Source organism: Peribacillus butanolivorans (genome assembly GCF_001273755.1).
Lineage (GTDB): Bacteria > Bacillota > Bacilli > Bacillales > DSM-1321 > Peribacillus > Peribacillus butanolivorans.
This window is the reverse complement of record NZ_LGYA01000001.1, coordinates 2,029,024-2,055,525: the sequence shown is the minus strand read 5'-3', so window position 1 is coordinate 2,055,525 and position 26,502 is coordinate 2,029,024. Positions and strand designations below refer to the sequence as shown.

At 38.5% G+C, this 26,502-nt stretch carries 32 protein-coding genes and 1 riboswitch; of the genes, 4 read left to right on the top strand and 28 right to left on the bottom strand.

What is annotated here, in order from left to right; translation table 11 throughout:
- Positions 1-563: 563 nt before the first annotated feature.
- On the top strand, positions 564-707 hold the full coding sequence (locus tag AKG34_RS26780; protein ID WP_082527609.1) for a YycC family protein: 144 nt from the start codon (positions 564-566) through the stop codon (positions 705-707).
- 15 nt (positions 708-722) lie between these two features.
- On the opposite strand, the gene AKG34_RS09650 is transcribed toward AKG34_RS26780, so the two are convergent.
- Both AKG34_RS09650 and AKG34_RS09645 read right to left on the bottom strand, forming a co-directional pair.
- Positions 723-1,067, bottom strand: a complete 345-nt coding sequence (locus AKG34_RS09650; RefSeq protein WP_236694907.1) for a PadR family transcriptional regulator — start codon at positions 1,065-1,067, stop codon at positions 723-725.
- 195 nt (positions 1,068-1,262) lie between these two features.
- The gene (locus tag AKG34_RS09645) at positions 1,263-1,760 is read right to left on the bottom strand and encodes an NUDIX hydrolase (RefSeq protein ID WP_053345883.1); all 498 of its coding nucleotides are present in this window, start codon (positions 1,758-1,760) and stop codon (positions 1,263-1,265) included.
- 90 nt (positions 1,761-1,850) lie between these two features.
- On the opposite strand from AKG34_RS09645, the gene AKG34_RS09640 reads away from it, so the two are divergent.
- Positions 1,851-2,147 carry a HesB/YadR/YfhF family protein gene (locus AKG34_RS09640; RefSeq protein WP_053345882.1) on the top strand — a complete coding sequence of 99 codons (297 nt, stop codon included), beginning with the start codon at positions 1,851-1,853 and terminating at the stop codon, positions 2,145-2,147.
- Positions 2,148-2,190: 43 nt separating this feature from the next.
- Here AKG34_RS09640 and AKG34_RS09635 read toward each other — a convergent pair whose 3' ends face one another.
- The 7 genes from AKG34_RS09635 to acnA all read right to left on the bottom strand — a co-directional run bounded on the left by AKG34_RS09635 (position 2,191) and on the right by acnA (position 7,624).
- Positions 2,191-2,484, bottom strand: coding sequence for a hypothetical protein (locus AKG34_RS09635; protein WP_053345881.1), 294 nt, complete (start codon positions 2,482-2,484; stop codon positions 2,191-2,193).
- A 34-nt stretch (positions 2,485-2,518) separates the two neighbouring features.
- Entirely contained in the window at positions 2,519-2,941 is a 423-nt protein-coding gene (locus AKG34_RS09630; protein WP_053345880.1) for an acyl-CoA thioesterase, read from the bottom strand.
- Positions 2,942-3,116: 175 nt separating this feature from the next.
- On the bottom strand, positions 3,117-3,368 hold the full coding sequence (gene tlp, locus AKG34_RS09625) for a small acid-soluble spore protein Tlp (protein ID WP_053345879.1): 252 nt from the start codon (positions 3,366-3,368) through the stop codon (positions 3,117-3,119).
- A gap of 72 nt (positions 3,369-3,440) precedes the next feature.
- Positions 3,441-3,584 carry an acid-soluble spore protein N gene (locus AKG34_RS09620; RefSeq protein WP_053345878.1) on the bottom strand — a complete coding sequence of 48 codons (144 nt, stop codon included), beginning with the start codon at positions 3,582-3,584 and terminating at the stop codon, positions 3,441-3,443.
- A 164-nt stretch (positions 3,585-3,748) separates the two neighbouring features.
- A complete protein-coding gene (locus tag AKG34_RS26775; protein WP_081108788.1) occupies positions 3,749-3,877 on the bottom strand; it encodes an FbpB family small basic protein in 129 nt (42 codons plus the stop codon).
- 281 nt (positions 3,878-4,158) lie between these two features.
- A complete protein-coding gene (locus tag AKG34_RS09615; RefSeq protein ID WP_330219145.1) occupies positions 4,159-4,761 on the bottom strand; it encodes a TlpA disulfide reductase family protein in 603 nt (200 codons plus the stop codon).
- 151 nt (positions 4,762-4,912) lie between these two features.
- Positions 4,913-7,624, bottom strand: coding sequence for an aconitate hydratase AcnA (gene acnA, locus AKG34_RS09610; protein WP_053345876.1), 2,712 nt, complete (start codon positions 7,622-7,624; stop codon positions 4,913-4,915).
- A 385-nt stretch (positions 7,625-8,009) separates the two neighbouring features.
- Here acnA and sspO point away from each other — a divergent pair, with 385 nt between their 5' ends.
- Positions 8,010-8,162, top strand: coding sequence for a small acid-soluble spore protein SspO (gene sspO / locus AKG34_RS09605; RefSeq protein ID WP_053345875.1), 153 nt, complete (start codon positions 8,010-8,012; stop codon positions 8,160-8,162).
- A 127-nt stretch (positions 8,163-8,289) separates the two neighbouring features.
- On the opposite strand, the gene AKG34_RS09600 is transcribed toward sspO, so the two are convergent.
- Positions 8,290-8,553, bottom strand: coding sequence for a hypothetical protein (locus AKG34_RS09600; protein WP_053345874.1), 264 nt, complete (start codon positions 8,551-8,553; stop codon positions 8,290-8,292).
- A 113-nt stretch (positions 8,554-8,666) separates the two neighbouring features.
- Here AKG34_RS09600 and AKG34_RS26770 point away from each other — a divergent pair, with 113 nt between their 5' ends.
- A complete protein-coding gene (locus AKG34_RS26770; RefSeq protein WP_083450736.1) occupies positions 8,667-8,810 on the top strand; it encodes a small acid-soluble spore protein P in 144 nt (47 codons plus the stop codon).
- A gap of 462 nt (positions 8,811-9,272) precedes the next feature.
- Here AKG34_RS26770 and AKG34_RS27935 read toward each other — a convergent pair whose 3' ends face one another.
- The 18 genes from AKG34_RS27935 to AKG34_RS09515 form a co-directional block, all read right to left on the bottom strand.
- Positions 9,273-9,434 carry a hypothetical protein gene (locus tag AKG34_RS27935; RefSeq protein ID WP_161804918.1) on the bottom strand — a complete coding sequence of 54 codons (162 nt, stop codon included), beginning with the start codon at positions 9,432-9,434 and terminating at the stop codon, positions 9,273-9,275.
- Positions 9,435-10,032: 598 nt separating this feature from the next.
- Complete coding sequence (locus tag AKG34_RS09595) at positions 10,033-11,052, bottom strand: thiazole biosynthesis adenylyltransferase ThiF (protein WP_053345873.1); 1,020 nt, start codon at positions 11,050-11,052, stop codon at positions 10,033-10,035.
- Entirely contained in the window at positions 11,049-11,816 is a 768-nt protein-coding gene (locus tag AKG34_RS09590) for a thiazole synthase (protein WP_053345872.1), read from the bottom strand. The genes AKG34_RS09595 and AKG34_RS09590 overlap by 4 nt, the downstream gene beginning before the upstream one ends.
- A 1-nt stretch (position 11,817) precedes the next feature.
- Entirely contained in the window at positions 11,818-12,021 is a 204-nt protein-coding gene (gene thiS, locus AKG34_RS09585; RefSeq protein WP_053345871.1) for a sulfur carrier protein ThiS, read from the bottom strand.
- A gap of 14 nt (positions 12,022-12,035) precedes the next feature.
- Entirely contained in the window at positions 12,036-13,160 is a 1,125-nt protein-coding gene (thiO, locus tag AKG34_RS09580) for a glycine oxidase ThiO (RefSeq protein ID WP_053345870.1), read from the bottom strand.
- Position 13,161: 1 nt separating this feature from the next.
- A complete protein-coding gene (tenI, locus tag AKG34_RS09575; protein WP_053345869.1) occupies positions 13,162-13,773 on the bottom strand; it encodes a thiazole tautomerase TenI in 612 nt (203 codons plus the stop codon).
- A 40-nt stretch (positions 13,774-13,813) separates the two neighbouring features.
- Positions 13,814-14,590 carry an energy-coupling factor transporter transmembrane component T family protein gene (locus AKG34_RS09570; RefSeq protein ID WP_169787514.1) on the bottom strand — a complete coding sequence of 259 codons (777 nt, stop codon included), beginning with the start codon at positions 14,588-14,590 and terminating at the stop codon, positions 13,814-13,816.
- Between the two features lie 16 nt (positions 14,591-14,606).
- Positions 14,607-16,076: an ABC transporter ATP-binding protein gene (locus tag AKG34_RS09565; protein WP_053345868.1), complete on the bottom strand. Its 1,470-nt coding sequence runs from the start codon at positions 16,074-16,076 to the stop codon at positions 14,607-14,609.
- Between the two features lie 12 nt (positions 16,077-16,088).
- Entirely contained in the window at positions 16,089-16,673 is a 585-nt protein-coding gene (locus AKG34_RS09560) for an ECF transporter S component (protein WP_053345867.1), read from the bottom strand.
- Positions 16,674-16,685: 12 nt separating this feature from the next.
- Positions 16,686-17,369: a thiaminase II gene (tenA, locus tag AKG34_RS09555; RefSeq protein ID WP_053345866.1), complete on the bottom strand. Its 684-nt coding sequence runs from the start codon at positions 17,367-17,369 to the stop codon at positions 16,686-16,688.
- Positions 17,370-17,521: 152 nt separating this feature from the next.
- Positions 17,522-17,650: riboswitch (TPP riboswitch) on the bottom strand.
- A gap of 216 nt (positions 17,651-17,866) precedes the next feature.
- Entirely contained in the window at positions 17,867-19,018 is a 1,152-nt protein-coding gene (locus AKG34_RS09550; RefSeq protein ID WP_053345865.1) for an acyl-CoA dehydrogenase family protein, read from the bottom strand.
- 221 nt (positions 19,019-19,239) lie between these two features.
- Positions 19,240-19,986, bottom strand: coding sequence for an SDR family NAD(P)-dependent oxidoreductase (locus tag AKG34_RS09545; protein ID WP_201783548.1), 747 nt, complete (start codon positions 19,984-19,986; stop codon positions 19,240-19,242).
- A gap of 54 nt (positions 19,987-20,040) precedes the next feature.
- On the bottom strand, positions 20,041-21,678 hold the full coding sequence (locus AKG34_RS09540) for an AMP-binding protein (RefSeq protein ID WP_053345863.1): 1,638 nt from the start codon (positions 21,676-21,678) through the stop codon (positions 20,041-20,043).
- An 18-nt stretch (positions 21,679-21,696) separates the two neighbouring features.
- The gene (gene menB / locus AKG34_RS09535; protein ID WP_053345862.1) at positions 21,697-22,497 is read right to left on the bottom strand and encodes a 1,4-dihydroxy-2-naphthoyl-CoA synthase; all 801 of its coding nucleotides are present in this window, start codon (positions 22,495-22,497) and stop codon (positions 21,697-21,699) included.
- A 19-nt stretch (positions 22,498-22,516) separates the two neighbouring features.
- Entirely contained in the window at positions 22,517-22,918 is a 402-nt protein-coding gene (locus AKG34_RS09530) for a hotdog family protein (RefSeq protein ID WP_053345861.1), read from the bottom strand.
- An 18-nt stretch (positions 22,919-22,936) separates the two neighbouring features.
- Entirely contained in the window at positions 22,937-24,091 is a 1,155-nt protein-coding gene (locus AKG34_RS09525; RefSeq protein ID WP_180320461.1) for an acyl-CoA dehydrogenase family protein, read from the bottom strand.
- A 285-nt stretch (positions 24,092-24,376) separates the two neighbouring features.
- A complete protein-coding gene (locus AKG34_RS09520) occupies positions 24,377-25,702 on the bottom strand; it encodes a sigma-54 interaction domain-containing protein (RefSeq protein WP_053345860.1) in 1,326 nt (441 codons plus the stop codon).
- 5 nt (positions 25,703-25,707) lie between these two features.
- On the bottom strand, positions 25,708-26,136 hold the full coding sequence (locus tag AKG34_RS09515) for a hotdog family protein (protein WP_053345859.1): 429 nt from the start codon (positions 26,134-26,136) through the stop codon (positions 25,708-25,710).
- Between the last annotated feature and the right edge of the window lie 366 nt (positions 26,137-26,502).

Genomic DNA, 26,502 nt, shown 5'->3' with positions numbered 1-26,502 from the left:
AGTGCAATCTTTCCCTCCATCTATCTGCTTCATTTACTCTGTACCACCTTCGGCAGTAAGGACTTTGTTTTGTTTCGCAAACTCATCCAATGATACCTAGCCTTATATGAAGTTCGTGTTCCTCAGACCGGAGGTTTGCCGCTTGCTTCCTTCAGATTCCACGTCACCGTGGACACCCTTGCATTAAGCTAACCACTACAACTGCCTTCATGGTTCGGGACTTTCACCCTATAGATTGCACCCATGCCGGGCGCACAAATAAAAGCCCGTCTTTACGGGCTTATTTCTATTCTAAAATTAATAGGCCAAATGTTTCAGAATCCTGGCATGCCCTAACACCTTTTCCGCAGAATTTCCAATTTTCTAAATCATTATGTTTTTAACAAACTTCATTGTTAAGATTAAATATGTTCAGCAGTATTACGTTTCACCCTTTAATCTCCTACCTACTAGCGGAAGCAGAAGACTGATTGAATCATGCAAATTGCCCTCATAAGGATTGAATAATTGAAGCATAGAGGCTACACTAGAACTAATCAAAAATCGTCTTTAGGAGAAGAGCCATGAAACCATTACAAATATCAACTGAAACCGCATTAAAGTTATCTGAATCTCTCAACATGCCATTAGAGCAAATCATGCATATGCCCACGCCCATCTTGCTGAAAAAGCTGGCTGAGGCTGAAGCCAAAGAAAAAACAAAGTAGCTGCAGACATTGCAGCTATTTTTGTGTGCGCTCATAGATAGGTGAAACAACCTTACCGATTACATCTTGAAAGGTCTTCCACTCTTCCCATTGAACTTGAAATTGAGCAACACCCAATTTCGTCGCATAATAGTATTTTCTTTTAGGACCTTCTAAAGAATCTCGCCAATAACTTATTAGATACTCTTTCACTTCAAGCCTTTTTAAAGCGGGGTATAGCATACCTTCTTTATAATGCAAATAGCCATCACTTAACTGTTTAAGCTGTTCAATCATTTCATACCCATACATATCCTTTTGAGCTAATAGTGAAAGCAGCACCATCTCCGTACTCCCTTTTAGCAGCTCTGTTTTCCGCAAATCAGCTACCCCCTCTAAATAAGATGATCTATCACTATATCTTCACATTGTATAGTTTCCGAAATAATCCTCTTGGAACTATAAAAAGCTTGCTTAACTCACTATAATACCAATATTCCAAATATTCATCTACCAATTTATGTTATATAGCTAAGGACATAATAAATACTTCCGTTGAATTCAAAAAAAAACCGCTCAAAGGCGGATTTTAGTTGGAGAAATAATTTTTTTCATGTTAGGCAATGGCTTCTTTTTAACGGAGAGTAAAAGATTGTTTTCATATGTACAAGCAAATTCGTATGGAGGGTCATCCAGTAAAATATCGCTTAGATAATACTTTATGTTGGGCACAACTTCATCTGCCTCCATAACCCATTGATATGGCTTCCAGGCAAGTTCTCCTTCATCGCAAGCTAGAAGTCCACCCCCTGTATCTTCGGCTCGGTATACATACATTCCTCCCGTTTGATTCCATGTCACAATCCCACGAAAGGTCAGTCCTTTTACCTTCAAACCAGTTTCTTCAATAATTTCTCGTTCCATCGACTCATCGATTGTTTCACCTGGTTCAATTTTCCCGCCTACACCATTCCATTTATGTTTATTTGGCTCTTTTTTGCGAAAAAGCATTAAGACTTCATTTTTGCCAGATTTTTTTCGAGTAATAAAACAAATATTGTATATAATCTCCATAGCGATTTCCTTTCTATAGCGCACAATATTCGCATCTGCTATATAATTACTTTATACTTAAATAGCGAACCTCTGGGAAGGAGAATTTGTATGAAACTAACAATTTCCGAACAAGCTGCTAAGTGGTATAGCGATGAGTTAGAGCTTCAGGAAGGCTCTCATTTGCGCTTTTATGTAAGATATGGAGGACATAGTTCCCTTCAAAGCGGCTTTTCATTAGGTATCATGATAGAAGAACCTGAAGCTGTGGCAGCGGCAACTACATTGAATAAGATTACTTTCTATGTGGAAGAAAAAGATATCTGGTACTTCGATGGTCACGATTTACTTATCACCTTTAATGAAAAACTAACTGAGCCTGAATTTCATTACGAAAAAAGTGCTTAATACATGCAGCAGCGGTGTAGACTGCTGTTGCAAAATTCCCTATTCAATTGACCAGCCTTTCTTTAATATCCTCGGCTTTAAGAATTTCCTTTTGCCTAGCCCCCAATAGATCAAAATGAGAATAACCATCCTTCCGGTGATGAATCCATTCTTTTTTCAGTCCGTATTTTTTGCCCCACTCTGCTAATCGTTCTAAATCATTGCACCCAACTTTTGTCACGGTCTTACAACCAGGAAAGCGATCATCGAGCCAATAATGAGTCAGAAATGCAATTTGTCCCTGATCAATTTGCTGCTTCCAGGCTACTACGTCTACCCGTTTTATCCCAAACGCCATCCTTAATTCACCTCAAATTATGTAATTACATTAGTTAATCCGGTTTTTTATTTTGCTCATAGGCCTCATGCCAATCAGGGAACATACGTTTAATAGATATAGGCCGGAAGTTGTCCTTTTTAACGCAAACATGTGATGACTGGCCGGTTGCCGATACTTCATTTTCCCCGTTAATGATTTCATATCCATAAATGACACGCAGACCATCATACTTTTCAATCCAAGTCTTTATCTTAACCTTATCACCATAGCGAACAGGTATTTTATATGAAGCCTGGATATCCATGACAGGCGAGAGGATACCAACCGCCTCCATATCAGCATAATAAAAGCCTAAATCATTGATCAATTTCGTCCTGCCAAGTTCCATCCATACAAGATAATTAGCATGGTACACAACACCCATTTGATCTGTCTCTGCATATCGAACCTCAATTTCATTTTCAGCAATCAACATCATAATTCCCCACTTTCATTTCTATTGCAATATACATTTTACCATAACTTCCGGCCAACTTTCATTTAAGGAAATTAGCCCATTTTTTACACTTCCATTCTTTATCCATCATCCAAAGACGAAAAATCATTAAAGAAAGGGGGAGAAAGACCACTTCTTTCTCCCCCTTTCATATTTATTCTAATTCATTATCCGTTTTATAACCTCTTTCACGAGCTTGTTGTTCATCTTCTACTTCTGACATCATGCCAGCAATACTCTCTTTCCTTCGTTCGTTCTTTGCCCTTATCGCCTCTTTATCGCCCGATGAAGAGAATGACAATGTTTCATTTGCAGCATTTATGTTCTCTTCTGTATTCTGAATTGCATCCTGAAGTTTTTCAACATTATCTAATCGGTTGTCTGGATTGTGTTTAAATGAGCCCATTTTCTATCGCCTCAATTCATGTTATTTTTTTGTAAAACATAATATTATTACAAGTATTAAATTTAAAGCAGTTTATTCGCCCTTAGTTTGAATAACCTGAGGATGCTTGCCCGATTTATCCTGCATTTGCTTTCCGTTATTTCCTCCTGCTGCTCTCGGTTGCATACCAAGATGGCTTGGTCTAAAGTGTTTAGAATCTTTTTTAGGATTACCCATTTTTAATCGCCTCCTTACCTTATCATTGTTAAAAAAGCTGAAATTCATGAGTGCCAGTTTTTGAAAAAGCTCCATATTTTTCAACTAAATCGAAAAAGAGCCAGCACTTTGAAGAAAACTTCAATGTGCTGGCTCTTTTTTTCGAAAGAAAGCCCTTATAATGGTTATTCAGCCTTTTGCATATGTTTTTTCTCAAGTCGTTCTTCAAGTCTTTCCATTTGTTTAACGTCCATCAACAATTCTTTTTTATTTTCTTTAATCAATTCTTCAAACGTCCGTTTTCTTTTTTTCATGCTTTTCACCTACTTGTTCATAATATAATGTTCAGCATTACCCAATTAACGTAAAATTATGACTATATGGTGCGAATTCTTTAAATTGTCATAATTATCAGTTATTTATATTTATAAACACCCCTTTATATCACCCTCTATACTTTAACCCATTTTCATAGGCATTAACCTTATTTTTAATAATTTTTTTGATTTTTCAATTAATTTATGACAAATTTGTTACATATAAGCTAAATCAATACCAACTATATAAAAAAATACGGAACCCCATAAGGATTCCGTCACTTGATGCTATTGATGTTTCGTTCCATATCTTTAAGCTGCATCGCTGAAATAACTTTATTTCTGATAATACCCTTACTGTCGATAAAGTACGTCGTCGGAATACTAAGAATTTTATAACGCTCATTTACCGGGTTTTTTGCACTCTGACTGTCTAAAGGAATGGTAAAAGTGATGCCATTATCCTCAACAAATGCTTGTACATCATTTTCCGGATCAATGTTGACAGCTAGGATGACGACATCATCTCCTGCCTGTTGCGAATATTTCTGCATATCTGGCATTTCCTTTTTACAAGGCGGGCACCACGTAGCCCAGAAGTTCAGCATTACTTTTTTCCCTTTATAGTCCGACAAATTAACCTGCTTGCCATCGAGCGTCTTTAGGGAGAAATCTGGTGCCGCTGCACCAATTTTAAGTCCACCCAGGGAATCATTTTCAGCATTTTTATCCGGTTTATTATCCATCGCTTGCACGATTGCTATCGTAAACAGTGACAGTAAGACCACCGAGGCAATAATTTTTTTAAGCATACTCGTCCCCCTAGTCCCATTACAATATAATATTTGTTCAATTCCAGAAATAGAACAACTTACTTCCATTTCCACTAACCTCTTCCATCTTATCAATAAATGCATATTCAGAAAAGCGTTATTCCTAAAAATCACTATATATTATTCCAGTATTTCATAATCTTGACACAAAAAAGCGGCAAACCTAGCATGTAGGTTTGCCGCTTCTCAAAAGCTTAAATTAGCCTTTTAATTTATTACGTAATACCATTTGAAGGATACCACCGTGACGGTAGTAGTCGATTTCGATTTCAGAGTCGAAACGAACAAGTACATCAAATTCTTTTACGTTTCCAGCTTCATCAGTAGCTGTAACTGTTACGATATCACGTGGTTTAACTGTTTCGTCGATTTTAACAGCAATCGCTTCTTTACCAGTTAATCCTAGTGTTTCAGCGTTTTCGCCTTCTTTGAATTGAAGAGGAAGAACACCCATTAACGCAAGGTTAGAACGGTGAATACGTTCGAAGCTTTCAGCGATAACTGTTTTGATGCCAAGAAGGTTAGTACCTTTTGCAGCCCAGTCACGAGAGCTTCCCATACCGTAGTCTTTACCAGCAATAACTGCAAGACCTGTTCCATCAGCTTTGTATTTCATACAAGCATCATAGATAGCCATTACATCGCCTGTTGGCCAGTAAGTAGTGTAACCACCTTCTGTACCTGGAGCGACTTGGTTACGGATACGAATGTTAGCGAAAGTTCCACGCATCATTGCTTCATGGTTACCACGACGAGAACCATAAGAGTTAAAGTCACGTGGTTTCACACCGTTTTCACGAAGGTAGATACCAGCTGGTGTATCTTTACCGATAGCACCTGCAGGAGAAATGTGGTCAGTTGTTACTGAATCACCGAATTTACCTACTACGCGCAAGCCAGAAAGTGGGTTAACTGAACCTGGTTCTGGTGATAATCCTTCAAAGAATGGAGGATTTTGAATGTATGTTGATTTAGAATCGAAAGCGTAAATTGCTTCGTTGCTTGTTTGGATTTCATTCCAACGTTTGTTATCGTTGAATACTGTTTCGTATTCTTTACGGAATAATTCCGGTGTAACTGTTGCTTTAACAGCAGCATTAACTTCTTCTTGTGATGGCCAGATATCAGCAAGATACACATCGTTGCCGTCTTTATCTTTACCAAGTGAATCATTGTTAAGATCGAAGTCCACAGTACCTGCAAGTGCATATGCCACAACCAAAGTTGGAGAAGCAAGGTAGTTTGCTTTCACTAGTGGATGAATACGACCTTCGAAGTTACGGTTACCAGAAAGTACTGAAGTTACTAGAAGATCTGCTTCAGCAACTGCTGCTTCGATTTCGTCCGCTAATGGACCTGAGTTACCGATACATGTTGTACATCCGTAACCAACTACGTTGAATCCTAATTGATCAAGGTATGGTTGAAGACCTGCATCACGAAGGTAACCAGTAACAACTTTAGAACCTGGTGCTAATGATGTTTTTACATAATCCGGAACAGTCAAGCCTTTTTCAACTGCTTTTTTAGCAATAAGACCTGCTCCAAGCATTACGTATGGGTTAGAAGTATTTGTACAGCTTGTGATTGCAGCAATTGCGATCGCGCCTGTTTTCATTACCGTTTCTTTACCATCGGCAAATTTAACAGTTACTTCTTTATCCAATTCAGAATTGTCCATGCCGAAACCTTGGTTACCCATAGGTGCATTGATAGCATCATGGAAAGATTGTTTCATTTGAGAAAGTGGAATCAAATCTTGTGGGCGTTTAGGGCCTGAAAGGTTTGGTTCAATTGCTGAAAGGTCGATTTCCACAACATCATTGTAAGCTGGATCTTCGTTTTCAGGAGAGTAGAACAATCCATTTTCTTTGCAGTAAGATTCAACAACTTTAATTTGTTTTTCATCACGGCCTGTTAAGCGCATGTAATCGATGGCTTCTGCATCAACTGGGAAGAAACCAACTGTAGCACCGTATTCAGGAGCCATGTTAGCAATTGTTGCACGGTCAGCAAGTGGAAGATATCCTACTCCAGGGCCGTAGAACTCAACAAATTTACCAACTACGCCGTGTGCACGAAGAACCTGAGTTACTTTCAATGCAAGGTCAGTAGCTGTTGTTCCTTTAGGAAGTTGACCAGTTAGTTTCACACCAACTACTTTTGGTACTGGGAAGTATGAAGGCTGTCCAAGCATACCTGCTTCTGCCTCGATACCGCCGACACCCCAACCAAGAACACCAATACCGTTGATCATTGTAGTATGTGAATCTGTACCGAATACAGAGTCAGGGAATACTTCAAAGTCGCCGTTTGGAGTTTCAACCGCATGTACTACGTTCGCAAGGTACTCAAGGTTAACTTGGTGAACGATACCAGTTGCTGGTGGAACCGCACGGTAGTTGTTGAATGATTTTTGAGCCCAGCTTAGGAACTGGTAACGCTCTGCATTACGTTCGAATTCAAGATCCATATTGGCATCAAGAGAATCAATTGTACCTGCTTTATCAACTTGTACAGAGTGGTCAATTACAAGGTCAACTGGAATTTCCGGGTTGATTTTATCAGGATCTCCACCAAGTGCAGCGAATGCATTACGTAGAGAAGCTAAATCTACAACAACTGGAACACCAGTGAAATCTTGTAGGATAACACGTGAAGGCTTGAACGGAACATCTATATCTTGTTGCTCGCTTGTTCCCCATTTAGCAAGGTTCGCAACGTGTTCTTTTGTGATTACTCTTCCGTCTACTTGGCGAAGTACTGCTTCAAGTAGGACTTTAATGGAATATGGAAGGCGTGATACTTGGCCGTCCCCTGCTTTTTCAATAGCGTCTAGGCTGTAGTAGTTGTAGCGTTCCCCTTCAATTTCAAAGGATTTACGCGCTTGGTATACGTCATTTTTCGTCATGAATATTACCCCCTATTAAACTGTCAGAACTTATTCTGCACATAAAAGTAAAACCTGGTTCACTGAAACCATGTCTACTATAAATATAAGTAAAAAAGTTAGTTTGTCGAATTTTCTCTCTGTTCTCCCACCCTAACTCTTCCTTCGACTTAATACTAATATAGAATTGAGTATAAGTAAATAACAAGAAAGTTATTGTTTTTGATAAGTTTGACTTATAGAAAAATCTCCTTTATTTATTAAAGTGCTTTTAGGAAGCCTTACTTGCATGCTGTTTTTCTAAAATGTTCTAATTATATACCTGATAAATTATTCCAATAAAACATATTAGTAATGCATACATAATCATTCACCATTATCACACTCTATGAGTGGAGGTGTCGAAATGGCAAAACAAAAGGCTAATCATGTAATACCCGGAATGAACGCTGCAAAAGCACAGGGTAATGGAGCAGGTTACCATGATGAATTAGGAAATGAACCACCGTTAACCGAGGTCCAAAGGCAAAATAATAAAAAACGAAAGAAAAACCAATAATTTCCTTATTCTAGAATTAAATAGTAAAGGCTTTTTGAAAATGCAGATGAACTGCATTCTTCAAAAAGCCTATTCTATTCTAAAAACAGGGAAAAAGCTCTTCTACTAGTGCCTTCAGGTATAGAAATCAATAATCGTCTGAATTGACTTCATTTACAATTGCCTGAATATCCTGTTCAAATTGTTTTAATTGTTCTCGCTGATGCTCAGAAGCGGTGACTAAAGCTGATTGTATTTGCTGAATGGCCTCATTTACTTCCTGCTTCACATGTTTCAATTCTGTTCCGTAATTCGGCGCCGTTTTTTCAATGGCTGAGTACATATCAGTTACTTGTTGATGGCTTTGCTGAGCTTCTTGAAAAGTCCTCCGCTTATCTTGTTTATCCTGCATTAGATTCATCTCCTTAATTAGTATCCATCCATAGCATGTACGAGGTATACAAATATATGTATATGAATAATTTTTCACCGATTGATTATCTTAAGGTGTAGGAGGGATCGCACATGAACAAAAATGATGGTAAAGATATTCGGAAAAATGCACCTAAAGGGAATAACCCAGGTCAACCTGCCCCGCTAAGCGGTTCTCATAAGGTGAAAAATAGACAGCACTCCCGTCAGAAACATAATAGCAGTCACGATATGTAAAGGGTTCTGCTTATATATTCGTTCCATAACAAAAGCGGTGCCGCCTTAATGGGCCGACATCGCTTTTGTTTACATACTTTTCCTAATGCCCCAGAATGACCAAATGCTGGATTCAAAATAGTCCGTACTAATCTTTTTATATTTTTTGGGGTACGCATTATATCTCTGCACTTGAGTATTAGGCTATACTCAAGGGGATTTCGTTATCCATTTAGGTCTTTTTCCAAATGTTTCACTGTAGGTGTCAAGTTAGCGAAGAAATATGCTCTCGGAGGCGGGTGATGGAGCACTATCTTTTAAATAACCGGCACTCCCGTTATGCATCATACTTGATTGAACGGCTTTAATTGTTAAGTATTCCGCTTTAAGGCGGATATTAGCACCTGGGTAACACCCAGACCGAGAGGAATTTGGTGAGCGATGAATGCCGGACGAATATGCTCCACAAACGTATCAGCATCTTCAGATAACACCCATATTACGTTTATTTTCGTTGATACCAGCTATTAATCCGAACCAATGATTTTCACCAAGGTTTGAAACAGACGCTAGGACACCTTTAAGAATATAGCCGCCCTCCGTCGGTTCTGCACTTAAGTTTTCAAGCCCTGCATAATATTTCATCGGGTTAGACAGGCCTGAAGCACCTAATAGCTTCCCATTAATAACCTACTTTTTATTGCTTCATTTTTAGTATTAAGGATATACGTTAATGCAGCAAGGTGGCACCAGATACAAAAAGCAGTAGTCATGCATACTTTAGCTGTTTCCTCTTCTACATGCATCTCATCTAATAAGATTTCCTTTTGCGTCTTATTAATAGAAGAAAGTAAACCAGCTTTCCCTAGCTTTTTTATATAAGAAAGGTACAAATCAAGTGTATAGAGGATAGGTCAGCAGTGATATTAGAGGTTTTAAATAAGTAGGACTAAAATAGGTTGAGAACTAGGAGAAAAAGGATATCTGCTAAATTCGTTTTGTTATGCAGAAACTCTTTTATTTCTTTGGTTCAATGAACCTGAAAATGGCACACTGACATCAGACAAAGACGTAGGCTTTTCACGCTTAACAAGGTTTCCATCCCCCCTACTTGACCACCTAAGCAATAATATCGGATGTAAATATATGCTAGTTTTATGGGTTATTGATAGCTTGAATTAAACGGATAGCACATCTTTGCCTAACGCTCTTTCAGTGTGAAATTTCATTTTAATTGCATAATTTAGCCTAAATAGCGATGATACAACGATTTTGCTTCTGCGATTTCTTTTGTTCCATGAATCAGGGCCCGGCCATCTTTAAAAACAACTAAACGATGGTGCCCGATTGTGAATGAAAGCAAATATGGATTTCGTACGATCTTGCCACCTTGAGCAAGCAGATTTTTTTCAAGTTGCACTAAATCTCTTTCAAACTTCATTGCTGGGCGAATCTGGACAGACTCCCTCCCGCATAAAACCGCTGTTTTTGTTTGATTTAGATAAGAAAGGTGTGGGTAGGTTCGCTTTGACCCACATGACAAACAGCTGTCTTTTTTTAATTTCTTTACATTAATGGATGTATGCTCATTTTTCCAAAGGTCAAATGAAACGATTTTATTTCTAAGGGAATCATAATCTTCCACAAGAATTTTTAATGCTTCAGTCAGTTGATAAGCAACAACCGTTTGAACGGCGGGACTAATAATTCCAGCCGTATCACAGGTTAATCCACCAATTGGAACCGTTTCCAGCAAACAATTCAAACATGGAGTTACTTCTGGGACAATTGTGTAACTTATTCCATAGCTCCCCACACACGCTCCGTAAATCCATGGAATTTTGAATTTTTGTGATATATCATTAATCAGCATCCTTGTATCAAAATTATCGGTGGCGTCCAATATTAAATCGACTCTATCAACGAGCCGCTCCAGTTCCTCCACTGACACATCCAACACATGTGATTTTACGATTACATCTGAATTTAGCGCTTTCAATCGATTCTCCGCCGCCACTGCTTTTGGCATTCTTTTTTCAGCATCTTCCTCACAATAAAGTTGCTGTCTTTGAAGATTACTCCACTCCACATAATCTCTGTCAACAATAGTCAGTTTTCCAATTCCTGCTCGCACAAGTCCTTCAGCACTTCCCGTACCGAGAGCCCCTGCTCCAATCACCAAAACGTGTTTCTTGGAAATTTTCTGTTGCCCTTTGACTCCAATTGGTGAAAAGAGTTCTTGGCGTGAATAACGTTCATTCATCCAATGCTCATTCCTTCAACTGGACTGCTTGCTATAGCGTACTCATTTTTTTCAATTCTCCCTGCTTCATACCCTAAGCGCCCTGATTCAATAGCAAGCTTCATTGCTTTCGCCATTTTGATTGGATCTTTGGCACCCGATACAGCTGTATTAAGCAATACACCATCTGCCCCTAATTCCATGGCAATCGTCGCATCCGATGGTGTTCCAATTCCAGCATCAACAATTACCGGAACATTGGACTGTTCAATGATAAATCGTAAGTTTAGTCGGTTTATAATACCTTGGCCTGATCCAATTGGAGAAGCTCCAGGCATAATCGCATGACATCCTACTTCTTCTAAACGTTTAGCAAGTAACACATCATCAGACGTATATGGTAACACTATAAAACCTAGTTTTACTAATTCCTCTGCTGCCTTTAGTGTTTCAATCGGATCAGGCAATAGTGTTTTTTGACAACCAATCACTTCTACCTTTATCATGTCACAAAGCCCAGACGCCTTGGCAAGCTGAGCTATTCGCACAGCTTCTTTGGCCGTTTTAGCTCCTGCTGTATTGGGAAGAAGTGTATATTTTTTCAAATCAAGCTTTTCTAAAAAATTTGGTTGGCTAGCTTCAAATATATTCATTCTCCGAACTGCAAATGTTAATATTTCAGTCTCTGAAACCTCCACTGCTTGCTTCTGAACATCGAAACTTGAATATTTCCCAGTACCTAATAGTAATCTTGATGAAAATTCATAAGAACCAATTTTTAACATATCATCCGCCTCCTACAAAATGTACAATCTCAACTTTGTCTCCATTTGACAAACGCGTTTCATTCTGATTTTCTTTTTCTAAAATTTCATCATTTAATTCCACAATCACGACTTTCTGATGTAAGCTAAAATGCTGCAATAACTCCGCAACAGTTGACTCATTAGCAGGAATTTGTATTTTTTCTCCATTAATAATTAGTTCCAATTCATTCACCTCTATTATGAAAAAATTGTATTTATCGAACGATCCACTCGAAAAGCAGACCATTCAGAATTTGCCCTTCTTTCAACTATATCTGCTATAAGTACACCCGTAATAGGAGATAGTAAAATTCCATTCCTAAAGTGACCCGTTGCAATAAAAAGTCCATTGTATGCTGGATGTTCTCCAAAGTAAGGTAGGCCATCTCCTGTTTGCGGACGTATACCAGCCCATGCTTTTTCCCACTCCGTTTCTTTAAGTGCTGGAAGCAGTTGTGTTGCCTTTTCTATTAATGTTGAAATTCCTTCGATACTTACCTTTTGGTCAAAAGTGTGAGCTTTAACCGTCGCACCAACAATGATTCTCCCGCCAACTTTAGGTACAAGATAGCACCCATGTGAAAAAATCGTTTTTTCAAGCAATGGACGATTAGTCAAAACGGAAAAGCACTCTCCTTTTACGGGATATGTATCAAGCTTTACCCCGGCCTTTTCTAGAAGAAAATTGCTCCATGCTCCACTTGCTACTATTACATTTTCACTAAAAAATTCTCCTATATTAGTGACCACACCTCTTACACACGCGTTTTCAATAATCAAATCAGAAACATGTACATATTCCTTTATATCAGCGCCTAGAGCAGCAGCAGATTTAGTAAAAGCGAGCGACAACCTAGAGGCCGAAACTTGTCCATCCTTTGGAATATACATAGCACCTCTAATCTCATCAGAAAGAAGAGGCTCCTTTTTTCTTATTTCAGCAGTTGTAAACCATTCCGCCTCAAGCCCGGCTTTTTGCTGGATTTTGATCATGTTCTTCAAATCTGATTCTTGTTCACTAGTAAGTGCTACCTTAAACATTCCTTTGTTAACTAATTCAATATCAATCCCGCTTATGTCTTTTAATTCTTCCGACAGCTCAGGAAACATCCCCCTGCTTTGTCTTGCTAATGTAAAAAGCGGGTTATCAGATTCTAACTCGGATTGCGCTCCTAACATCCCGGCAGCTGCACTAGATGCTTTACTAGCAAGTCTATCTTTCTCTAATAAAAGGACTTTTTTACCTCGTTTGGCTAATTGATAAGCAATAGACCCTCCAATTACACCACCACCTACAATGATCGCATCATATATGGAATTCATCTTATATCTCCTTTCCTAAAGACCTTGCATACTCTTTTGCAGATTGAATTGGATTTTCCGCTTCTAGGACACCTGACATAATCGCGATCCCTTGTGCACCTGCATTTAGTACAAGTTGACTATTAGAAGGTGTTATTCCACCTATTGCAATAATAGGTAGTTTGATATTCATCGTGATTTTTTGAAGCTCCTCCACTCCCTTAGGAGCGAGACCTCGTTTTGAGTTTGTTTCGAAGATATGGCCATAAATCGCGTAATTGGCTCCATTATGGAAAGCAGCCTTTGCTTCATCAAAGGAATGAATAGAGCTCCCAACCCTGATTTCTGGAAATGCTTGCTTTACGACTCTGACATCTAAACTATGAAAAGCCAATTGCACACCAAAAACCTTCATTGCCCAAGCTACATCCACTCGGTCATTAATTATGATTTTAGACAACGGAATCTTTTTTTCATGTAATAAGGTCACAGCTTTATAGAGTTGTGACGCACTCATCTGCTTTTCTCTAAGATAAAAGTAATCCACATAATCTTGAATGTTTGAAGCAATCTCAACAAACTTCTCAATTGGCTGTTTCCCAGTAGAAATAATATGCAATTCTTGTGCATTCATACTAAGAACTCCTTAACGATAATAATCAATTCTTCTTTAATCAAATTGATAAATACGGAAATTGTACAGATAGATAAAGCCCTGCCAACAACAAGATGACAAAATACAGAATGAACCCATGGTCATTTTTAGAAAACCCAAATTCATAATAGTATGTTCGATTCCTGGTATCTGAAAATCGTTTGGCCTCCATCGCAACCGCAATCCGGTGAGCTCGTCTAATACTTCCGGATAACAACGGAATGGAGTAGGCTTTCATTTTAAAATATAGTGATCTTATTCCTTTTTTCCTTTCGACGCCACGTACCCTCATCGCATTCCGTATCGTTTGAAATTCCTCCAACATGATAGGAATAAGCCTTAACGCCGCCATGAAACTATAAGCATATTTTGGTTTAAGCTTAACTTGCTGCATTAAGGAATAAAACAGGTTGACAGGTCTCGTCGTTAACGAAAAAGTTAATCCAAGTACCGCAAAAAGCAGGGCTCTAAAGCCAACCAATAATCCCCTCATGAAACTCTCTTCCGTAATCGAAATGAGTCCCCACTTAAACCAAAGTGTCTCACCTTGTCCGAATAATATCATTGCAGAAGAGGTAGATAAAAAAATGAAACAAAAAGGAATTGATAGGAGTAAAATACGATTTAACGGATGACCGGAAAAACACAAAAACAAGAGCAAAACACCCATGGTAACGTTAATCATATAATTTAGGTCTTTAATAAATAACGCCACCATACATAACACAATTAATACAAAAAGCTTAAGGCTTGGATTAATCTTATGGAGCCATGTTTCTGCACTCGAAACATTCACTTACATGACACCCCTTCTATAGTGATAAAACTTCGGTCTCTAAAAACGCTAGTTGCTTGCTAATCTTTTCATCACTAATTACTTTCCCATCCTTAACCGTCCAGATCCTAGTTGCAAAGTTTTTTGAAATATGATCATCATGGGTTACCATAATCACTGTAATACCCCGCTTTCGATATTCCTCGAACCATTCCAGTAAGGCAAAGGTATTTTTCGAATCTTGGCCAAAGGTAGGCTCATCTAAAAGAATGATCTTTTTTTCTTTCACGATTGAAGCCGCTACACTTAATCGCCGCTTTTGACCCATCGATAATTGAAAAGGATGTTTATCGCGATGGGCCGTAAGGTGGAACACTTCAAGCAGTGCATGAACTCTCTCTTCTATTTCTTGAGGAGGCTTTTTGTCAATTCGTAATGAATAAGCGATTTCTTCATATACAGAATTCGCAACGAATTGAAACTCAGGATTTTGAAAGACAAACGTCATGTTATCTGTTAGATTTTTCACTTTTTTAATCGAGGTTCCCATCAATTCATAATAACCATTCGTTTTAATGAACTGCATCAGTGCATGCAAAAGCGTACTCTTTCCCGCTCCATTTTCTCCCCTGATGACAATCCATTCCCCTGAGTGGATCTGCAGCTCTTCAACCATAATTTTTTCTTCCTTTTTTCGGAAACCTCTAAAACCTTGCATTTGCATTATGGGACCGCCATCATTAAATTCCCTTTGTTCACGAATGGGTGCATGGTCATGAATATACTCATCCCAAACACCAGGGAACCAGATTCCATGTTCTTTCATTTTGTTTTTGTATAATGAAAGAATGATGTCTTTGGGACCATCAGCAATGATTTGACCGTTATCGTTAAAAAGCACTATTCGTTCGATAAATTCTAAAACATGGTCAATTTTATGTTCAACGATAATAACGGTCTTGTCTTTGCCAATTTCCTTTAAAACATCCCAAATTTCTTTTGTTCCAACCGGATCAAGCATAGCGGTTGGTTCATCTAAAAATATCACTTCAGGTTCAAGTGCCAATACTGACGCAATCGCTAAACGCTGTTTCATCCCGCCTGATAATGTATCAATACTTGTATGGATATCATCTAAGTGTAATCCTACCTGCCGGATATGATTGTGAATCCTCTCATTCATTTGCTGCTTAGGAACGGAAAGGTTTTCAAGGACGAAGGCAATTTCTTCATCTGCAAATGGCATACAAAACTGACTATCTGGGTCTTGAAAAACATATCCCCATGAAGAAGGGCTCTCCAGTTCTTTCGCTTTCATCGGGACTTCAATGGAATGTGGGATCAGCCCACTTAACACTTGCAAAAGTGTAGACTTTCCACATCCGGACGGTCCCAACAATAGAACTTTTTCACCTTTATCAAACGAGACGGATAAGTCCTTGAATATCAAGGACTCATCACCGGGAAACTTCAATCTTAACTTTTCAACAAAAGCTATTCGTTCCATGCTTATCAACCTCTACTTTTGATCCAGTGCAGCATAATCCTTACTTGATACTGGACGAACAAGATTTGTTACTCCTGTAGCTTCTAATACTTTTACTAGATAGTAAGCAAATACACCAGCAAAGAAAATTGACCCGATAAATCTTGCAATCATAAATAATAGTAAATTCCAAAGAGAGAGGGCACCAATTTCTCCGTATGCAAAATCCATGAGGACCGATCCTACACATGAAGCTATCGCCGCTAATACAGCAACCGACATATTAAACTTTTTATACCTGAACGCCATAAACACCAGTTCCGCGAATAATCCTTGTACAACTCCATATAAGAGTACGGTTAATCCCCACGGTGAACCTAAAAAGAATTCACCGGAGGCTGCCGCGATTTCTGCCAACAGAGCCACACCCGGTTTCCTCATAACTAAAAAGGCAACAGGCCCTGCTATAAACCACATTCCATAAATTAATTGATCTACATGTAACCCTAATGGTTTAACGGAATAATATATCGAACCCCAAAGGATATAGACTATTCCAAATGCGACGGCAATCACGATTGTGACTAAAATATCCGTTAATTTCAACCCTTTTCTCATTGTCAATCTCCTTTATACTTCTAATGTTTCCTTATGCACTGGCCAAGTTTCTAAGCGATAAGCCATTTCCCAAAATGAGTATTCATATTGACTGCTAAGGATAAAATGCTCTTTCATTCTTTCTTTATCTTCTTCCGTTACTTTTTCAGCGATCTCATCAAGTCTCGCGATTTGTTCTTCTACCAACGTACGGAACCATTCTCCTCCGTATGCCGCAATCCACTCTTGATAAATTGGCTCATCAGGTATACATCCTTGCAGTTTTTCACCTATTTCATAGTACAACCAGTAACACGGTAAGATGGCCGCAATCACATCCCCTAAATGGCCAGAATACGCGGCACGATACATATGGGATGTGTAGGCATAGGCAGTAGGAGCAGGCTTAAAGTTTTTCCTTTCTTCTTCTGTAATACCTAATCTCTCAGAAAAATTTTCATGAAGCTTTAATTCAGCTTCATATGTTCCTTGTGCATGGCTTGCTAGTCGACTAGTTGTATGTAAATCTGTTGCTTTGACTGCACCTAAAGCTTGAACTCTAGCAAAATGAGATAAATAATATGCATCTTGCATGACATAAAAACGAAAACACTCTACTGGCAATGTGCCATCTCCAATTCCTCTAACAAACGGGTGATTGAAGCTTGCTTCCCAAATATGATCTACTTCTTTACGAATGACCTCTGAAAATTTCATTTTCTATACCTCCAAATTTGTATTTTATTAGGCAATGGAACTGGAAAAATAATGATTGATAACCTATAATCACCTCTTTTGAGCAAATAAAAAACCACTTCCTTTACCGACGTAAAGAAAGTGGTTGTACTTGAAATAATACATAAACGTATTGTTTCATGACCCCACTTCCCTACGCTGGTGTAAACCAGATCAGGTTCTAAGGGTCTTAAAGTTATACTTTAATCTCAGCTTCTGCGGTAAAATTGACTTTTACCTGTAAAGCACCCCTAGTGGTACAAATTGTATATTTAGTTCATTTGCCTTTATATTAACACGTTATATCTAATTGTCAAACTTATTAAATAAAGTTTTTTTTAGTAAAGTATAAAATCCAACGATATGTTAAATAAAAAAATCGCCTAACATACTCTTTGGAAATCGAACTTAATCACATAAAAAATATTCTCTATTAACCTTAAGCAAAGTTTATTTTACTATTAATCCTGCTTTACTAATTATCGTTGGTACTGTTTATGAAGCTGAGCCGCTATGATATTCTTTTGGATTTCGGATGTACCTTCATAAATTCTCGTAATACGTGCATCACGATAAAAACGTTCAATGGGATATTCAGAAATGTAACCAATCCCTCCATGAATTTGGAGAGCCTTATCAGCTACACGATTATACGTTTCTGAACCAAGTAACTTGACCATAGCCGCATTTTTAATGACGTTCTTTTTTTGATCAACCATCCAGGCAACGCGATAGGTCATGGATCGAAGGGCTTCTGTATCTAATGCCATATCTGCCAAGTAATGCTGAATAATTTGTTGTTCGAAGATTGGTTTGTCGAACTGAATTCTCATATGAGCAAAATCAATCGACATCTCAAGTAATTTTTCACACGACCCTAAGTTTCGTGCTGCCATTCCTGCACGTCCATTCGCCAAGATTTTCAGGGCATTCATATACCCTTGCCCCTCATCACCCAATACATTCTCAACTGGAACTTCGCAATCCTCAAAGAAAATTTCAGATGAATGTGAACCATGAAGGCCCATTTTCCGTTCGATTTTTCCTAGTTGAAACCCTGGGGAGTCTTTTTCGACGATAAAAGATGTGATTCCTTTTGCACCCTTAGAAGGATCTGTAACAGCCATTACAGTAAACACATCTGCGATTGGAGCATTAGTAATGTAATGTTTGCTTCCATTCAGGATATACTTTTCGCCCTTTTTAACCGCTGTTGTTTTCAGATTTGAGGCATGTGAACCTGCGCTTGGTTCAGTTAAAGCAAAAGCGCCAATTCTTTCACCTGATGCCATGTCAGGTAAATATCTGCGTTTTTGTTCTTCATTTCCCATCTCTACAATTCCAACGCCGCCAATTCCCGTATGTCCGCCAATTACTGTTGTATAACCGTTATGTGTTCTTCCCAACTCCTCTAGAATGGCGCATTTCCCAACCATATCAATGCCTAACCCACCATATTCTACAGGAATACTAAGGCCAAACAGTCCCATTTCTTTCGATTTCCCCATAATGATTTCTGGGATTTCATTGCTTTCTTCAATTAACATGGCATGTGGTTCTACTTCGTTATCAATAAATTCTCGGATTCCTTGTTTTAAAACTTTGATATCGTCTGAAAATTCAAAATTCAAGGTATTTTCTCCCCCTTCTATTGGTTTTAGGTTTAATTCCTTAACCCGATTTCTTTTACATATAGGAGGATACTATTCTCCTAAGCTTCGAAATAATACAAATAGCTATCTAATCAAACAAAATCAACCTATTTGACCCACTGGGTGATTAAAAATCCTAAGAAATATTTTCAGGCTATAGTTTTACTTTTTGTGATTACCATTTAATCAGTTTCATAAAGTCAAACCATGGTTAGGCCGCCATTGACGGAAAGAGTTTGCCCAGTTACATATCCTGCTTCTTCCGAAACAAAATAGGCCACAGCACCGGCAATATCTTCTGGTTGAGCTAAACGACGGAACGGAATCGCTTTCTCCAAAGCTCCGGCTATTCCTTCATTGTAAGAACCAATTTCTTGAAATAAAGGCGTGTCAGCTGGACCTGGCGCAATACAATTGATGTTAAGCTTATGACGTGCCATTTCTCTTGCTATTGTTTTCGTAAACGCAATGACCCCACCCTTAGCAGCCGAATAGACGGCCTCACCGCTAGATCCGATTCTTGCTGCATCCGACGCAATATTGACTACCTTTCCGTAACCGTTTTCAATCATAAGCGGTAAAATTTCCTTACAAGTATGAACTTGACCCAGTAAATTAATATCGATAATCCTTTTCCAAGTGCTTGGATCACTTTTTAGGAATGGTTCTACTTTGTCCCATCCTGCATTATTAACCAATACATCAATCTTTTGATAAAAGCTCACTGATTCTTCAACTGCTTTTTTCACACTCTCTAAACTCGTTACATCACAATAGACGGCCTTAGCTTCATAACCCGCTTGCTCAATTAAAGAAACAGTTTCTTCTGCGTTTTTACTATTGATATCGGCCACAACAATGTTCATATTTCGAGAGGCTAATGTTTTAGCAATCTCTCTACCAATTCCGCTTCCTGCTCCAGTGATAAATGCTACTCGTTTATTCATCATAAATCCCTCCATTTTTATCATGAAATTGCTATGTGGTTCCATTAACTGGTCCTATATTTTGTCTTGTATCTTTTCGTTTATCATTTCCCGAAGACGGAACTTCTGGATTTTCCCGCTAGGAGTACGCGGAAAATCATCCATGATTTCAAGTTGTTCTGGCCAATATTGTTTGGCCAAACCTTTTTCATAAAGAAATTTCTTTAATGATTCCATTGTAATCGGGCTCTTCCCTGGTCTTACGCTGATACATGCACATGCTTTTTCCTGAAGCCTGACATCTGGTACAGCAATGACCTGCACGCTTGAAATATCCGGGTGTTCATATAATACGTTTTCTACGTAAGCGACTGGAATATTTTCACCTCCACGAATGATAATGTCTTTGTTTCTTCCAGAAATCCGGATATATCCTTCTTCATCCATAATTGCTCGATCACCGGTAATGAACCATCCGTCCTTATGTTCTGCAATGGTGTCATCAATCCTCTTCAAATACCCGACAAATAGAGCAGGACCCCTAGCAAGTAAATCACCTTCTTCATTTGGAGCGCAGATCTTCCCTTCAAAATTCACTACTTTCAATTCCATTTCCGGAAATGGAACCCCATCGGTATTTGTCAGTTTTTCTGCTGAATCTTCGAGTCTCGTCAAGGTCACTAGGCCATCTTCTGTTTGTCCCCATCCTGACAATATTTTGAACCGTACTTTTTCCGCCGCTTCTTTCACCAACTGCCTTGGAATCGGGGCGCCTAAAGCTACAAAGACTCGGAATGAGTTAAGATTGTACGTTTCTATTCCCTCCATTTGAATCATATCTTGCAGAAAGGGAGTCGCACCCGCTGTAAACGTTATCTTCTCCTTCTCAATCCATTCAATAAATTCATTCGGATTCCAAACGTCTTGATAAACACCTGTACCCCCAAAATGAGTTGGTAGCCTCACCCCATAACCAAATCCAGTTTGATGAGCAAATGTTGACGCCATGAATAGGACGTCATCGGATGTTAAATGTAAATGGTCAATCCAGTAATTCGTTGATACACAAAGAGTATTATGTGTATGCATGACTCCCTTTGGACTCCCCGTCGTTCCCGATGTAAAGATAATTTCGGTAACATCATTTGGGTCATGTATGATTTCATCCAAAATGGATGCATCCATCCGCTCTTCCCAAGGTTCCTCAAACAAAGAAGAGAAAGATTTCATCCCATTCGGCACTTCGTCCCCTATCACATAAATATGTTCTAATGAAGGCCATTTATGGCTTAGCCTCTCAATCATGGCAGGATAATAAAAACCTCGGAAACTATCTGGAACAACGATCATTTTAGACTCTGCCATTTCGACCATATAGCCAATTTCCCGATCACGATAAATCGGAATTAAGGGATTGCTTATGGCGCCTATCCTTGTAACCGCATAATGAAGGATAATGAACTCATTCCAATTAGGCAGTTGAAAAGAGATAACATCTCCTTTTCCCAATCCTATATTCAAAAGGCCTAAAGCGATTCGATCAACCAACTTACCGAGTTCCTTGTAAGTAAAACGGCTTTTTTTATCAATAATCGCTATTTTATCTGGATCCTTCTCTATCGCATCATTTAAATAATCTAAAATCGTTCGATTTGGCCAAATACATTGATATTTTTCCACATATTCTTGACTCAAAATCGTATCCAATTTCACTAGTTTCCATCCCCCTCATTACCTTCTGAACTTTTTAAAATCTACTGGCCGCTTTTCAAGGAAAGCATTCTTTCCTTCTTCCGATTCTTGCGTGTTGTAAAACATCGCTAGACTGCCCATCGATAGCTGAGAAATCCCTTGGATGTTTGCACTATCAGCATTAAAGGAGTATTTAAGCATTTTAAGCGCTGTCGGGCTCTTCTCGAGAATCTTTTCCGCCCATTCTTCTGCTGCTTGTTGCAGCTGTTCTGCGGGAACGATTTTGTTCACAAGTCCCATTTCTTTTGCTTCTTGTGCAGTGTATTGTTCACACAAATACCAGATTTCCCTTGCTTTCTTTTCGCCGACAATTCGGGCTAGATAAGCAGAACCAAATCCGGCATCATAACTTCCTACCTTAGGTCCACTCTGGCCGAATTTTGCCGTTTCAGATGCAATCGTTAAATCACAAACGACATGAAGGACATGCCCACCTCCAATAGCAAATCCATTAACCGCTGCAATAACAGGCTTTGGGATATTGCGAATTGTTTGGTGTAGATTTTCAATTTCCAACCCCATCCCTCCCCCTAAACCTCCAGAATAATCATATCCACCTTCTTCTCCTTTTTCTTTTTGATCTCCACCGACACAAAATGCCTTCTCTCCTGCTCCTGTCAAGATTACCGCGCCAATACGGTTATCATCCCAAGCATCACGGAAGGTCCAAATTAATTCTTGAACTGTTCTTGCACGAAAAGCATTGTAGACTTTAGGCCGATTCATTGTAATCTTTGCAATCCCATTGGTTTTTTCATATAAAACATCTGTTAATTCCATCGTATTAATCCCTCCATTGTCATAATAGTTTCAGAATAATTTTCCCTTGAATCACGTCAATACGAAGTTCATTCCTACATCGAACTTTTATCGTGATCCAATTTCGCTGTATATTCACATCAATAATCTCTATCTCTGCTGTAATCGTGTTGTCGATTTGAACTGGATGTATGAACAATAATTCCTTTTGTATGATGACACATGGTCCACCAGGCAACTCTTTACTGATTGCCTCTGTTAGGAGACCTTCGCTTAAAATTCCTGGGACCAGTGAGCGACCAAAATCCTTACTGAAAAATTCCGGGTCATAGACATCATTGAAATCCTGCGTTAACAGACTCCAGCGCTTCACATCATCCTCTGTAAAGGTTCTTTGCACTCTTGCAATTTGACCGATAAAATAGCAATCTACCTTTTCCATACACTACAATCCTCTAGTTTAATATGATCGGAATTCTTTTCCAATAATGTCTTTTGCAATGACCATCATATTGGCTTGGGCAGTTCCATCACCAATTTCTAAACCAATGACGTCACGTAAACGTTGCTCTAGCGGCATTTCCTTCGTATAAGCATAGTGGCCGTTAAACAGTAAACATTCATGAATGGCATCTACACTATATTTTGGACCTAACCATTTTACTGAAGCTGATTCTTTACTATGGTTCAACCCTTGATCACGAAGCCAAAGTCCTCGATAGGCTTGCCACTTCACAAGCTCTAACTGAGTATGGTGAGTCACTATTGGGAATGAAACTCCTTGATACGTTGCCAACGGCTTGTTAAAAGAATGTCTAACTTTCACATGTTCGATGGTCTCATCAATACTTTGTGAGGCAGCCCCAACACATTGCAATCCAATTAAGAGCCGGCTTAGATCAAACCCATTCATCACCTGGGAAAAACCTTTATTCTGAAGACCGATCATATACTCTTCTGGAACTTCTACATCGTTTAAATAGATAGAACCTCTGCTAATTGGAATATTCCCCATGTCTTTGTAACCTTTGCATTCAACTCCTGGAAGATTGGCAGGAACTATAAAAGCGCTAATTCCCCGATTTCCTAATTCAGGTTCTGTTTTTGCAAATATAACAAAGGCATCTCCACATGTAGCTACGCTAATTCCTGACTTTTCTCCATTAAGAACATATACATTCCCTTTATGTACTGCTGTTGTTTTAATCCCGCCTGCATCCGTCCCTGCCGATGGCTCTGTAATAGCGATGCCGACAATTTTTTCCCCGCTCGCAATTTTGGGAAGCCATTCTTTTTTCAATTCCTCTCTAGCGTGATTATTGATAATTTCACCTATTAACGCATTCAACATCACAGCATAGGTTAGATTGAAATCACCTCGTCCTATCTCCTCCGCAGCAATCCCCGTTGTCACACAGTCGGCACCGCTTCCGCCATACTCAACTGGAATCCGCAGGCCATTTACGCCTAACTCCCCAAGCTCTTTCCACAAGTGTCTTGGAGTAATCTCTTCTCGATCCCACTTTGTATAGTGAGGAAGCAGTTCCTCCTTCGCAAATTCTTTCAACATTTTACGAAAATAATCTTGTTCTTCTGTAAAGGAAAAATTCAACATGTTATTACCTCCTTTGTTATGTTTAACGAAGTTACAAAACAATCTATTCACGGGCTATCTTATGATCTAAGTTAAGTAACTTCATCCTTTGTCAATCTATTAATGCAAGTTGTGTGCCAACTTATTATTGCTGCATATCAGGCTTCATTTAATATCGTTTTCGCATTTTTAATTTTTTTCGCAATCTTGCAAATCAAATATGCGAAATCAAAAAAAAGACACACTTCTAAAGTGTGTTCAAAGGTTAACTTGATTTATATTTCACTTATCAACATTATAGTAACGTTATTTCAGCTTGTACTTCGCAATTTTTCTATATAAGCTCGCAATATGAATTTTCAGCTTTTGAGCGGCTAAAGAACGATCTCCATCCGACTCTGTTAACGCACGCTGAATAGCAGATATCTCAGCTTTCCCGACTACCTCATCCAAGCTACTTGAGTAAGAAATCCCCAGTTCCTCTACCTCATCCTGCAAAGTTAAATTAGGTGTAAAATATAAAGAGTCCAATGTTAAAGTCCGTCCCTCTACGATATTCATACCTCGTTCGATAATTGCTTTAAATTCACGAACGTTTCCGGGCCAGCTATAATTTGAAAGCCATTCTTGGAGTTTAGGCTCAATTTCTCTAACGTTACACCCTAATTTGTTATTAAAATAATCGATAAAATAATAAGCTAACGGAAGAATATCTTCCGGCCGTTCCCTTAAAGAAGGAATTTTCAATTCAAAAACATAAAGACGGTAATATAAATCTTGCCGGAATTTCCCTTCTTGAATAAGGGTTTTTAGATCTCTGTTCGTCGCCGCAATAATACGGATATTGACATTCTTACTCCCTGTTCCACCGAGTCTTTCTACTTCCCTTTCCTGTAAGACACGTAAGAGCTTGCCCTGAGCCTGATAAGGCAGTTCAGAAATCTCGTCTAAAAAAAGGGTACCATTTTGAGCTAATTCTATTTTCCCAGGTTTACCTTCTTTTTTCGCACCGCTAAATGCCCCAGCTTCATAACCAAAGATCTCCGATTCAAATAATTCATCTGGTATTGCAGCACAATTGACCGGAACAAACGGGTGTGATTTTCTTGTACTCAAACCATGAATCGCTTGAGCAAACAGTTCCTTACCTGTTCCAGTTTCTCCGGTAAGCAGCACTGTTGAACTACTGGTAGAAATTCTAGCTGCCAGCTCTTTTATCCTTTCAATCGCTTGGCTTTTTCCAACAATCTCTTCAAAGCCATATCGACTTTGAATTCCAGCTTTTTTCTTAGCTTTATGCCTATCCAAGGAATTGGCATAATATACTAAATCAGCGTATTCAAGCTCTTCTTGTCGGATGATTACATTATAAATGGTAATGCTTTCTTTTCGAATAGTTCTAATAAAACAAGAGTGTCCTGAGATCACACCTGGAAACACATGTTTTTTATCAGGATTTTTTAGAGAATTGTTCGTAGAAGTGTGAATGACCTTCGCAATGGACTCCCCTATCAAATCAGTCGGTATTATAGTGAAATGCTCATAAAAATCAGCACTGGCGCCTATAACTTTTCCATTTTCATCGACTTCAATTGATCCCCAATTTCTTTTAACGTTTTTAACGTTTTCCATTCACATCACCTAACATCTTGATTAGTTAAAACTAATATCACAACTTGTCCTTTAATAACTTCAATTCCTGCTTGATTATAGCAAGTCACCTTTTGTGTCACCCAATCTCTATTTAAATTAATGTCAATAACCTCCAGCTCAGCCGAAATCATATCTCCTATATGTACAGGATGGTAAAACACTAATTCCTTTTGTAGTAAAATACAGGCACTGCCAGGGAGTTTTTCACTTATTACTTGAGTAATAAGCCCTTCTGTTAACAAACCAGGAACAATCGGCTTGCTGTAATTGCTTCTCCATTCCTCTTTATTCACTTGATAAATCGGGCTGTAATCTTTTGTTAATTCACTGCATAACCTTACATCTGATTCATTAAAAGTACGCTGAAGACTAGCAATCTGTCCGATAAACAAATCTGTGATTGTTAAGCTCATAACTTCCCCTCTCTCTATTTTGAATATTCTAACTATTTTACATATAATACTAACTATACATAATATTCAATGCAAATGAAAGGTGTAGCGTGGCCCCTTGTCTAATGACCTGAACTTATAGGATTTCTTGAAAACTATTACTTACATCACCCAATATTTAGTAACTATTTTATATTTTCGTATATATGTAAACGAGTGCATAGTTTCTTCGAAGTCATAACCAGTTGAATGAACATTGAGCCACAAAGGAGAAAGAGTCACGACTATTCATTCTCCTTAGTGACTACTATTTTTAGAAAAAATCTAAATTAAATAAAATAAAAAGACACTAATTACTGCATTTTCAAAAACCATGATAGAATAGCC